Origin of the sequence: Ulvibacter antarcticus, from assembly GCF_003688405.1 — a bacterium.
GTDB classification, from domain to species: Bacteria; Bacteroidota; Bacteroidia; order Flavobacteriales; family Flavobacteriaceae; genus Ulvibacter; species Ulvibacter antarcticus.
Genome location: NZ_REFC01000013.1, coordinates 595,218 through 607,367 on the forward strand (window position 1 = coordinate 595,218; position 12,150 = coordinate 607,367).

The following is a 12,150-nucleotide window of genomic DNA, read 5'->3' on the forward strand; positions in this document are numbered from 1 at the left end:
ACGTTAAATACAGTTTTGAAGCAATTAATGTCTTACAAAAATTCACTACTGCCAAATAATTGTATTTTTGCAGCTGTAAACACAAACCTATGCTAAATTGGAAACCCCAAAATAAAAAAGCCGCGATATGCTTTACGATTGATGATATTCATCCAGCAAAAAGCACAGATGCTTATGAAGCTGGTGGCGATTTAGATAAGGGCGTATTGGGCTTGGTCATGGAGTTGTTAGAGAGGCATCCAAAGTTAAAAGTTACTTTGTTTACGACAGCAAGCTGGAGAGAGATTTCACCGGTTCCTACGCGTAAGGTTTTAGCTTCTATCCCTTCTATTAGAGACAAGTATTTTTTGGCAAAACGATGGCCGAAAGATAAGATGAATCTTGAGAACCATTCGGATTTCGTCAATTTTTTAAATACAATGGAACGTGCCGAAATTGCCTACCACGGGTTGTATCATGTACATAAAGGTTTGAAAATTCCTGTAGAGTTTCAAAATCAGACGAAAGAGGAATTCCAATTTATTGTTGCCGAGATGGTTCGTATTTTCGAACATGCCGGAGTAAATGCCGTTAAGGGAATTTGCCCTCCGGGATGGAATGCCCCACCTCAATTCTTAGAAGTACTAAAAGAACATAATTTCGATTTTGTTGCATCGGCACGCGACATTTTTACACCCATCACAGTAGATGCTGTAAATAAAATGAGTGGTATTTTGGATGTTCCACTTTTATATCCATGCAAGGTGGCAGATATAGGAATTACACATATCCCTTCAAATTTTCAGGCAAACTCTAAGATTGAACGAGCGAGAGCCATTCTTGATAATGGAGGATTACTCTCCATAAAAGCCCATATAATTAAAAATGCCATGGGCCACATTGCCCTAGACGGTGTGGATGAAATTTACATGAATTACCTCGACACTCTTTTAACTATTTTGGAGAACGAGTATGGAGATGATATCTGGTGGACTTCAATGGGTGAAATATCTAATCACATAAAACAAAACAACTAATGGAACACATTGAGTATAATCCAAAGGGATATAAGCAGAAGTATATCGCTCATCTTAACGAGTGTTTCGGGGCCTGGGGTGGTGACAAAGAGTATAATTGGGTATTCGAACAACAACGAGGACCTTTCGTTAGCGATCTGATGGTAATACATCATGATGAGTTAGGAGTTTTAGCGGGATCCGGTGTCACTTATAGAAGTTTAAAAAACAAGTCAACAGGTCAACAGATCAATACAGGAATAATGACAGGCTCCTGGACGCTGCCTGCAGCTAGGAGAAGAGGTTGCTTCAGTAAGATTATTCAGGAATCCAGAATGCTTTGTAAGTCACATGAGGTTCCGCATCTTACCGCATTTGTAACAGAAACTAATGCTAGCGCAGGTAGATTAGCCTCAGCAGGATCATTATTAGTACCTAGTTATCACTTATTTTCTCCTTCGGAAGTGTATAAAGGAGATTTCCCCAAAGCTAAATTATGCACCGCTTCCGAAGCAATTAAAAAACAAATCTTTAAAGCCTTTACTGAAACTGAAGTCGATGCCTTAAAATTCGAATATTCTTACGAAACTTTTGTTGGTCAGTACGTTGATAGAATTAAAGAGAATACGATCCTTAAAATAGGGGAGAACTTCGCCATTTTAGAAGCCGGAACCAATGAGATGAAAGTTCTATTAATGACTTATAAAAATCTGGACGAAGCTAAAATCGTACTACAGTGTTTAACGAATTACTGCATTGAAAACCTGAATAAAAAATCCTTTTTGTATAGCACACAGGAGGCATTTTATGAAATGTCGTTGGCATTGGGGTTTGAGTCACTACCAGGATATTTTACAGTATTGGATGCTTCGGAAGCTAAGGTGAATAACGCTGAAGTATATGAGAACTTGCATATACAAATGGGAGACAAAATGTAATATGAAATATAAATTAATACGTATTACTACGGTTCCTATTTCATTAGAAAAACTAATTGAGGGGCAACTCAATTTTATGCAGGATTATTTTGAGGTTACTGCGATAGCTTCGGAAAAAGAGGCATTAGAAAAATTAGGTAAACAGTTGAAGGTTCGAACGCACTTTGTGGATATGACGCGTAAGATCACTCCCTTCAAAGATCTTAAATCTGTGTATAACCTCTATAAATTCTTTAAAAAAGAAAGACCCAAAATTGTGCATACGCATACCCCGAAGGCAGGAGTTGCAGGAATGTTGGCAGCAAGATTAGCAGGGGTTCCAATCAGGTTGCATACCGTCGCGGGGCTACCCTTGTTAGAAACCATTGGTTTAAAAAGAAAAATTCTGGAGTTGGTGGAAATACTCACGTTTGCCTGTGCAACTAAGGTATATCCTAATTCTAAACGAATTGCTGAAATTTTAGTTGAAAATAAGTATGTTTCAGCAAAGAAGGTCCATGTTATAAAAAATGGAAGTTCAAATGGTATCGACACCTCTTTTTTTGATCCTTCAGTTATTTCAGAAGATGAAAAAACAGCATTACGAGCTTCGTTGGAAATTCCGAAGGAAGCTTTTGTATTTATATTCGTAGGTCGGTTAGTTGGGGATAAGGGAATTAACGAGTTGATAGAAGCTCATATAAAATTAAATAATTCTAATGCATACTTGCTATTAGTAGGTCCATTAGAAACAGAGCTAGATCCATTGTTGGAATGTACCATTTCAGAAATTAAAGAAAACAAAACAATTATTTCAGTTGGATACCAAGGGGATGTACGCCCTTATTTTGCAATCAGTGACGCCCTTGCTTTTCCGAGTTATCGAGAGGGATTTCCCAATGTGGTAATGCAGGCGGGAGCAATGGGCTTACCGGCTATCGTGAGTAATATAAATGGTTGCAATGAAATTATTGAAGAAGGAACTAACGGGACTATCATTGAGGTTAAAAGCGTAGATGCCTTATATACTGCAATGCATACAATGTTGGAAAAGGTCACAGAACGAGTGAAACTGAAAGAAAATAGCCGAATGTCTATTGTAGAAAGATATCAGCGTAAGGCGATGTGGGAAGCGATCTTGGATGAATATAGAAAACAACTGAAGCGTTGTGGATTCGAAGATCTAGAAACTACTCAATAAGATTATAATGACTATTTTTGCCATTGGAAAATTTCAAGTCAAATAACACCCCATGTATTTAAATTTAATCAAACCTTTTTTTGACTTTTTAGCCTCGGCAATTTTTTTAATAGTAATCTCTCCAGTATTGCTAATTATTACTGTCCTGCTATACATAGCAAATGACGGCAAACCTTTTTTCTTTCAGAAAAGACCTGGAAAAGGTGAGCGGATTTTTAGTATAATTAAGTTCAAAACAATGAACGATAGAAAGGATGCTTCAGGAGCTTTGCTGCCCGATGAGGATAGATTGACCAAGGTAGGTGGTTTTATTCGTAAAACATCTTTAGATGAGCTTCCTCAATTTGTCAATGTGGTAAAGGGAGATATGAGCATCGTAGGGCCAAGACCCTTGCTTCCGGAGTATTTATCATTGTATACAGATTTTCAGAAACAACGGCATAATGTACGACCAGGAATAACAGGTTGGACACAAGTAAACGGAAGGAATGAAAATAGTTGGGAGCGCAAATTGGAACTTGATATTCATTATGTGGAGCATCAAAATTTTTGGTTTGATTTCAAAATTATCTTGGCGACTTTTAAAAAAGTAATTATTCGAGAAGGGATATATAATACAGAAGAGATTAAAGAACCTAATACTTCATCGACGAAGAAATGAAGGAAATCACATTATATGGAGCAGGAGGACATGCTTTTGCAGCTGTCGAATTAATCCGATCACTAGGAGCATTTAAACCGGTTCAAATTCTCGATGATGCCCCTTCTGTCGCTTCAATACTCAATGTGGATGTTAAAAATTCGCAAGGTGTTTCAATTGCTTCTATTGAAAATATATGTATTACTATTGGTAATAACCTCATCCGAAAAACTATCGCGTCGAAATTAAAAGCGAATTTCCCCAGTTTTATGCATAAATCCGCTGTCTTATATCCTTCAGTAACTTTAGGGGAAGGAGTGATGGTGCACCCAAATGTTACACTGGACGCAGACGTTCGAGTGGGAGACTTTTGTATCATCAACAATAATGCGTCAATAGCCCATAACGTCATTGTTGGCAGTTTTTCGCATGTCGCAATTCAAACGGCTATTGCAGGAGGAGTAACTATTGGCGAAGGGGCATTTATTGCAGCCGGAAGCGTGGTACTACCTAATATTAAGATAGGTAAATGGGCAACTGTGGGAGCCGGAGCAGTGGTGACTAAGGATGTCCCGGACCATGCCGTTGTATTCGGGAGCCCAGCCAGAATAGTAAGGTTTAATAATAAATTATGAAAGATAAAATTTACTTATCCTCTCCCCATATGGGAGGAACTGAACGTGAATTCGTGAATGAAGCATTCGATACTAATTGGGTAGCTCCATTAGGCCCTAATGTTAACGGTTTCGAGCAGGACCTACAGAAATATTTGAAAGAAGGAGTAAACGTAGCCGCTTTAAGCTCGGGTACTGCTGCTTTGCATTTGGCTTTAATATTATTAGACGTTAAAAGTGGTGATGAGGTTATTTGTCAAAGCATGACATTTTCGGCTTCCGCAAATCCAATTGTTTATCAAGGGGCCACACCAATCTTTGTCGATAGCGAATCAGATACCTGGAATATCTGTCCGAAGTATCTTGAAGCTGCTATAAAAGACAGAATTGCGCTGGGGAAAAAACCAAAGGCGATTATCGCAGTACATCTTTATGGTATGCCTTATAAATGGGATGAAATAGCAGCAATTTCAAAAAAATATGATATTCCTGTGATTGAAGATAGTGCCGAAGCTTTGGGGAGCAGTTATAAGGGTAAGAAATGTGGAACCTTAGGTAATATTTCAATCCTTTCGTTTAATGGGAATAAAATTATTACTACTTCTGGTGGTGGCGCATTGGTGGCAAATGATGAAAAAACAAAACAAAAGGCAATTTTTTATGCAACTCAGGCTAGAGATGAGGCTCCACATTACCAACATTCTCAAATAGGTTATAATTACCGGATGAGTAATATTTGTGCGGGAATTGGAAGAGGGCAGATGGAAGTGTTAGACAAGCACGTTGGATATCGTCGTGATATGAATTTCTTTTATCAGGATATTTTTAAAGACGTGTCCGGAGTAACTGTGTTTACTGAACCTACTTCGGAAGTATTTTCGAATCATTGGTTATCCTGTATTATTGTTGATGAGGCTAAAGCTGGATTTTCTGCTGAAACAATTCGATTAGCTTTGGAGAAAGAAAATATTGAATCGCGGCCATTGTGGAAACCTATGCATTTACAGCCTGTATTTGAAAATGCACCCTATTATGGTGGTAAGATTTCTGAAGATCTTTTTCACAACGGAATCTGTTTACCATCCGGGTCTAACCTCAATGCTATCGATAAAAGTAGGATTTTATCTGTTTTAAGGGGTTTTAACTAAAGAATAACTAAATTGCGGCAAGTTTATAAAATTGAAAATAACAAGAAAAATAATTAATAAGATCTTCACTGGAGATAATCGACTTAGCATATTAGATAAGAGATACTTACCTCGATGGTCTGTAGTATTCTTGGATAGTATATTTTGTGTGATCTCATGGTATTTGGTGTTTTTTATATTGAAGGAAACCCCTTTAATATTCCCGGAGACTTTCTCATTTACAAGTCAGATACTCTTGATCTTAGGAGTTAATATATTCTTCTTCTTCCTTTTTAAAACCTATTCTGGTATCATAAGACATTCAACTTTTACTGATATTTTAAAACTAGCGTTTTCCACCTTCTTAGCGACGGTAAGCTTAGGATTGATTAGTTATCTGTATTTTGGCACCTTTGGCACTAAATTATTCTTAAACACTTCTTTGGTGTTGTTATTGCTCATTTCTTTTACATTTATGTTATTCTTCCGAATTGTAGTAAAGGAGGTATATCAGTTATTAAAAAATACTGCTACAAATAGTTTTAAGAAGCATGTTGCTATAGTTGGTGTTGATGATCATACCATTTCTTTGGCGAAAGCACTAACTACCGAGTCTAATTTGCCTTTCCGATTGGTCGGGTTTATTACTGAAAATTTTGATTCTAAGCGTTATAAAATTCTAGGAAAACCTGTTATACCTTTAAAAGATAATCTGGCCGAGATAGTAGAGAAGTATGAGATCGAAGGTGTACTTATTATAAGTGAATCACTCACAGGAAAAGAGAAGAACCAAATAGTGGAAGCTTGTTTAGCTCAAAATGTAGAAATCTTTAATGTGCCTCTGTTAGAAACATGGAACCGTAAAGAGGATATTAAGAATCAAATCAAGCCGATACAGATTGAGGATCTTTTAGAACGTGACCCAATCGCAATAGAAAACGATTCCATTGCAAAAGATCTCGAAGGGAAGAGAATTCTGGTTACGGGGGGTGCAGGATCCATAGGGAGTGAAATCGTGCGTCAAATTGCAGAATTCAATCCGAAGCTCATTGTTATTTTAGATCAAGCAGAATCTGCACTACATGAATTGGAGATCTATCTCGATCAACATTATCCAAATTTGAACTTTATTATTGAGTTGGCCAATATTAGCAATATGTATCGGTTAGAAATGTTGTTCACAAAGTATGAATTCGAGATGGTGTATCATGCAGCGGCATATAAACATGTCCCCTTAATAGAACGTAATCCGCACGAAGCAATTTATGTAAATATTTTAGGTACGGTGAATCTTTCGGTGTTGTCTGTTAATCATAACGTTAAACGATTTGTTATGGTTTCAACCGATAAGGCAGTAAACCCTACCAATGTAATGGGAGCATCTAAACGCGCTGCCGAAATGTATGTGCAATCACTTCAGAATAGTAAAGAACTCGAAACCAAATTCATTACCACCAGATTTGGTAATGTATTGGGTTCAAATGGATCGGTAATTCCACATTTCAGAAAACAAATTGCGGAAGGTGGACCAGTTACCGTTACTCACAAAGATATTATTAGATATTTCATGACAATTCCAGAAGCTTGCCAATTAGTATTGCAAGCAGGAACAATGGGCGTTGGCGGAGAGGTTTTCGTCTTTGACATGGGGAAACCCATTCGGATTTTGGATATGGCCGAACGAATGATTCGATTGTCCGGATTGGAGCCTTATGAGGATATTGAAATTAAAATTACCGGTTTACGTCCCGGTGAGAAATTGTATGAAGAATTATTAAATGATACTTCTACTTCTTTACCCACGCATCACCCTAAAATCATGATTTCGAAAGTGCCAGTGGCCCAATTCGATGAAATAAACCAAAAAATTAAAAAGATTATAAAAACGGCTACGCGTCATAAGGATAAAGAGGTTGTTATTTTATTGAAAGACCTTGTACCTGAATACAAAAGTGAGAATTCTGAATTTGAAGCTTTGGATTTTCTAAAATAGACGTCTTTAATTTAATCATTAAAAGACAAAGTTTTTAATAAGTGAAGTTTTCTTTGTGGAAGACCTTATATTTGCACGAATTTAAAAAAATTGAATGAAAAAAGTAATTATTCTATCTGGTATCCTGCTATTGTTGCTTTCTTGTGCTTCAAAAAAGGAAATTATATATTTTCAGGACATAGAAAAATTGGACCTTCAAAATATCGAACATAATTTTGAGCCGATAATTGAGCCAAATGATATTCTTTATATTTCCATTTCAGCTATTAATGAAGAAGTTGTAAGGCCATTTTTGGGAAATTCTGAAGCGACTTCAACCACTGTCACCAATACTAATCCTGGTCTTAGAGGATATTTGGTTACTGCAGAAGGATATATCAGATTTCCGGTGTTAGGAGATATAATAGTTTCAGGAAATACCAGAGGGGAAGTGGTTGATAAACTTAAAGCGGATCTTTCAGTTTATATAAAAGATGTAGTTGTCGATGTGCGTATAATGAATTTTACGGTGACTGTCCTTGGCGAAGTATTAAATCCAGGCGTTTTTAACGTGAATGATGAGCGAATATCTCTTCCGGAAGCCATTGCCTTGGCTGGTGATTTTACAGAAGATGGAAAACGTAAAGACGTACTTATAATTAGAGAACAGAACGGAAAGAGACGTGTAGCTAGAATTGATTTTACAACCTCAGATCTATTTAATAGCCCTTATTACTTTCTAAAGCAGAATGATGTTGTATATGTAGAACCATCCTTACGAGGAGTTAAAAAATCTGGTTTTATTCCAGATATTCCGGCACTTTTGTCGGTGGTAACTATCATATTAAGTTCTGTGATTTTGTTGACAAGATAATTTAAATTGAATGAATAATAGCCCTACTAATATTTCAGAAATTAAAGAACAATCCATTAAGGAATTACTTAAACAGTATGTTCGTTATTGGTATTTGTTTCTCTTCGGAATACTAATTGCATTAACAGGCGCCTACATATATCTAAGATATGCGACCAAAACTTATGCAACTAGTAGTACAATTATTATTAAGGATGAAAAGAAAGGAGGAGGAGCAGCCGAACTTGCGGCTTTTTCAGACCTATCACTTTTTTCTAATGCATTTTCTGATAATATTGCCAATGAATTAGTCATTCTACGCTCTAAGAGTCTTATCGGAAAAACTGTAGAATCACTTAATTTGAACGTTCAATATTTTTATGAAGGATCAATTAAGACCAGTGAATTGTATGTTTACAAGCCTTTTAAGGTAAATTACTTAAGCGTTTCAGACAAGACGCAGTTAACTATACCTCAATTGGTAATTATCATGCATTCCGACGCAGAATTTACTATAGAAGACATTAATAAGACCTTTAGTAAGAAATATAGTTTTGGTGATAAAATAGACTTACCATTTGGGGATTTGGTTGTAGTTCCAAACACCGAAAACATAGATAAATTTAATAACTACCTTGAGAAACCAATACATGTGGTGTATCATTCTGTAGAAAATGTTGCTGCGCATTTTCAAGGCCTATTAAATCTGGTACACGATGGCAAAAATGGGGAAGTTGTATCTCTAAAATTAACTTCATCGTTACCGGTAAAAGCGGAGGATTTTTTAAATGAATTGGTATATCAGTACAATCAGGATGCAATAAATGATCGTAGCCAGATCGCACAAAAAACCTCAAACTTTATAGATTCACGTTTGGAGATTATTACGCGCGAATTGGATTCTGTAGAGAACAATAAGGAGCGCTTTAAAAGTACCAATCGTCTTACCGATATAGAAGCTGAAGCAAATCTTATACTCGAGAATGCCAGCGATTATAATAAAAGACAGGTCGATACATCTACACAACTAGAATTGATAGACTCCATGATTAGCTATATGGATTCCACATCATCGATCGATTTGTTACCGTCGAATATAGGGATAGATAATGGCGAAATACAGTCATCTGTAGGCACGTATAATCAGTTGGTGCTGGAGAAAAACAGGTTATTAAAAAATTCAACTTCGAAGAATCCGGTAATAATAAATTTGGATTCTCAAATTGAACAATTAAAAAGCAGCATTAGTGGTAGTTTAAAAAATCAGCAACGCTTCTATCAAGTTGCAATTAAAGATCTTAATAACCAAGAAAATATATTCAACGCTAAACTTTCTCAAGTGCCCGAAAAGGAAAAATTGTTTAGAGGCATTGTAAGACAACAGAATATAAAGGAACAATTGTATTTATTTTTACTGCAACAACGAGAGGAGACTTCTATTTCGTTAGCGGTGACTTCCTCTAAAGCAAAGGTGGTAGATGCGGCATACAGTGGTAAAGGACAAGAGTCACCAAAGCCTTCCCTTATTTACTTATTATCCTTTATATTAGGACTCTTAGTACCTTTCTTACTGATTTATATATATTATTTATTTAACACCAAAGTATCGAATCGAAGTGACGTAGAGCGCGTACACAGAACAACACCGTTGATTGGCGAAATACCAAAGTTAAGCCGAGGTGAGGAAGAGCTCATAAAACATAATGACCGAAGTATATTAGCCGAATCTTTCAGAATATTAAGAACTAATCTTCAATATCTTCTTGCCGGTAAAACAACCGTAGACGGCGGTCTTCCGAAGAAAATATTTGTCACTTCAACAATTAAAGGTGAAGGTAAAACTTTTGTAGCTTTTAACTTAGCATTGTCCCTGGCACAAACTGGTAAAAAGGTGGTGTTGGTTGGTGCTGATATTAGAAATCCGCAGTTACATCGATATCTTCCGGGACAACAAAAAGATAAAAAAGGATTAACAGAATATATCATAGACCATACGATAGCTGCTGCTGATCTTGCGAGTCAAAGTGAGTACAATGAAAATTTAAGTATAATCATGTCTGGCGTAATTCCTCCAAATCCTGCCGAATTACTTATGCAACCCAGAACGAATATTTTCTTTGAGGAAATTAAAGACTTATACGATTTTATTATTGTGGATACCGCCCCATCTATGTTAGTAACCGATACCATCCTAATTAATAAAATTGCCGATGTCACTTTATACGTGATCCGAGCGAATTTTACTGACAAAAAATTAATGGAATTTCCGAAGGACGCCATTGAAGAAGGAAGATTGGCGAACATTGCCCTTGTATTAAACAGTGTTACTATGAGTAACTTTGGATATGGTAATAAGTACGGGTACACGTATAGTGAAGAAAAGAAGACCTTTTTTCAAAGGTTGTTTAACCGTTAGGCAGCGTGCCGGTCAAAAAGTAAATCCTTTCCATACAATGAAACGAACTCTAATATTATTGTGTTTAATAAGTCCGCTTGGGGTTTTTGCTCAAAAAGTTTCAGTAACGGGGTCGCTTTCGGCAACCGGAATATTTTCTTCAGAAGAGAACATCCCATTTTGGTTTTACACAAATACAAATACTTCCAAAGGGGCTTTTACCAACTTCTCGGGAGTTGGAGAAGTTAAAGGTGTCTACCCAATTTCAAACGCAACTTTAGAAGCGGGAACCGCTCTCTTTTACAGAGACGGAGTTAATGATGAATTTCAACGTCGGGATTTGTACTTAAAATTTGAGAATAATTGGCTAAAGGTGACTGCAGGTTCCAAAAAACAGGACGAAAATTTAAACGGGCTTTCGTCCACGAATCAGAATTTTTTGTTGTCTTCTAATGCCAGACCATTACCTGGAATAATAATTGAAGCCAACAATCCTCTAAAAGTTTTTAAATCCTTCGGTATAGATTGGGGGATTGCTCATTATCTTTTAAATGATGATCGTTTTGTAGATAATGCTAAAGTACACTATAAGCGCTTTGGTATTCATTGGAAGATAAACGAGAATAACAGAATTTACGGAAGAATCCAACATTATGCATTATGGGGTGGCAATTCTGAATTAGGGGAGCAAGCCGAAAGTTTTGGAGATTTTCTTGATATTTTCGTAGCCAAACAAACTGGAGATCGTGTAAATGCACTTGGCAACCATTTAGGAAGCTACTTACTTGAATACAGCACCAAAAGTAATATTGGAGAATTTAAAATATACCACGATCATCCATTCGAGGATGGTTCGGGTACACGTTTGGCTAATTTTCCGGATGGGGTATGGGGTGTATTTTTTGAACCGGCTGATGATTCCTGGATTACCTCGGTTCTATACGAATATATAGATACAACAGATCAGAGTTATTATCGAGGTGGCTCTGGGTACGATAGTTACTTTAATCATAGATTCTACAGAAGTGGCTGGACCTATGAGAGTAATACCATTGGACTGCCATTTATTGTTCCACCTGGCAATAACAGGATTAGGGCGCACCAATTTGGAATTACCAGTAAGATTAAAAAGGTAGAGTTACTTTTTAAAGCAACTTTCCTTAACAATTTTGGTCATTATGCTTTTCCCATTGATCCGAGTCAGAAAGCTTTTTATTCCTTCGGAAAAGCTTCGTATTCAATAGAAAAATACGGTAAATTTTCGGTATTTTTTGGATACGATTACAAAGATACTTTCAAAGATATTGTTGCGGGAGGTTTCAGTTACCAGTACTTTTTCTAGAGAGATTCCTTCCAAATAATACAATAAATCTAAAATTTTAATAGGAAAATACGCAAACGGACGTTCTTTAGACGATGCTCGTCGATAATATGTG

General features: G+C 36.5%; 10 protein-coding genes. All 10 read left to right on the top strand.

What is annotated here, in order from left to right:
• Positions 1-89 precede the first annotated feature (89 nt).
• Positions 90-1,016 (top strand): DUF2334 domain-containing protein, encoded by a 927-nt coding sequence (locus tag BXY75_RS11465; protein WP_121907891.1) that lies wholly within the window; start codon positions 90-92, stop codon positions 1,014-1,016.
• Positions 1,016-1,933, top strand: coding sequence for a hypothetical protein (locus BXY75_RS11470; protein WP_121907892.1), 918 nt, complete (start codon positions 1,016-1,018; stop codon positions 1,931-1,933). The genes BXY75_RS11465 and BXY75_RS11470 overlap by 1 nt, the downstream gene beginning before the upstream one ends.
• Position 1,934: 1 nt before the next feature.
• Positions 1,935-3,113, top strand: coding sequence for a glycosyltransferase family 4 protein (locus BXY75_RS11475; RefSeq protein WP_121907893.1), 1,179 nt, complete (start codon positions 1,935-1,937; stop codon positions 3,111-3,113).
• 52 nt (positions 3,114-3,165) lie between these two features.
• On the top strand, positions 3,166-3,774 hold the full coding sequence (locus BXY75_RS11480) for a sugar transferase (RefSeq protein WP_121907894.1): 609 nt from the start codon (positions 3,166-3,168) through the stop codon (positions 3,772-3,774).
• The gene (locus BXY75_RS11485; RefSeq protein ID WP_121907895.1) at positions 3,771-4,388 is read left to right on the top strand and encodes an acetyltransferase; all 618 of its coding nucleotides are present in this window, start codon (positions 3,771-3,773) and stop codon (positions 4,386-4,388) included. The genes BXY75_RS11480 and BXY75_RS11485 overlap by 4 nt, the downstream gene beginning before the upstream one ends.
• Entirely contained in the window at positions 4,385-5,515 is a 1,131-nt protein-coding gene (locus tag BXY75_RS11490) for a DegT/DnrJ/EryC1/StrS family aminotransferase (RefSeq protein ID WP_121907896.1), read from the top strand. Before BXY75_RS11485 ends, BXY75_RS11490 begins: the two co-directional genes overlap by 4 nt.
• Positions 5,516-5,546: 31 nt before the next feature.
• Entirely contained in the window at positions 5,547-7,487 is a 1,941-nt protein-coding gene (locus BXY75_RS11495) for a polysaccharide biosynthesis protein (protein WP_121907897.1), read from the top strand.
• A 94-nt stretch (positions 7,488-7,581) separates the two neighbouring features.
• Positions 7,582-8,340 carry a polysaccharide biosynthesis/export family protein gene (locus BXY75_RS11500; RefSeq protein ID WP_121907898.1) on the top strand — a complete coding sequence of 253 codons (759 nt, stop codon included), beginning with the start codon at positions 7,582-7,584 and terminating at the stop codon, positions 8,338-8,340.
• A 10-nt stretch (positions 8,341-8,350) separates the two neighbouring features.
• The gene (locus tag BXY75_RS11505; RefSeq protein WP_121907899.1) at positions 8,351-10,735 is read left to right on the top strand and encodes a GumC family protein; all 2,385 of its coding nucleotides are present in this window, start codon (positions 8,351-8,353) and stop codon (positions 10,733-10,735) included.
• A gap of 37 nt (positions 10,736-10,772) precedes the next feature.
• The gene (locus BXY75_RS11510; RefSeq protein WP_170152883.1) at positions 10,773-12,056 is read left to right on the top strand and encodes a capsule assembly Wzi family protein; all 1,284 of its coding nucleotides are present in this window, start codon (positions 10,773-10,775) and stop codon (positions 12,054-12,056) included.
• The last annotated feature ends 94 nt before the right edge of the window (positions 12,057-12,150 follow it).

Excerpts from the sequence above, each read along its gene's own strand:
- BXY75_RS11465 (WP_121907891.1), top strand. The coding sequence starts at position 90 with ATGCTAAATTGGAAACCCCAAAATAAAAAAGCCGCGATATGCTTTACG.
- BXY75_RS11470 (WP_121907892.1), top strand. The coding sequence starts at position 1,016 with ATGGAACACATTGAGTATAATCCAAAGGGATATAAGCAGAAGTATATC.
- BXY75_RS11475 (WP_121907893.1), top strand. The coding sequence starts at position 1,935 with ATGAAATATAAATTAATACGTATTACTACGGTTCCTATTTCATTAGAA.
- BXY75_RS11480 (WP_121907894.1), top strand. The coding sequence starts at position 3,166 with ATGTATTTAAATTTAATCAAACCTTTTTTTGACTTTTTAGCCTCGGCA.
- BXY75_RS11485 (WP_121907895.1), top strand. The coding sequence starts at position 3,771 with ATGAAGGAAATCACATTATATGGAGCAGGAGGACATGCTTTTGCAGCT.
- BXY75_RS11490 (WP_121907896.1), top strand. The coding sequence starts at position 4,385 with ATGAAAGATAAAATTTACTTATCCTCTCCCCATATGGGAGGAACTGAA.
- BXY75_RS11500 (WP_121907898.1), top strand. The coding sequence starts at position 7,582 with ATGAAAAAAGTAATTATTCTATCTGGTATCCTGCTATTGTTGCTTTCT.
- BXY75_RS11505 (WP_121907899.1), top strand. The coding sequence starts at position 8,351 with ATGAATAATAGCCCTACTAATATTTCAGAAATTAAAGAACAATCCATT.
- BXY75_RS11510 (WP_170152883.1), top strand. The coding sequence starts at position 10,773 with ATGAAACGAACTCTAATATTATTGTGTTTAATAAGTCCGCTTGGGGTT.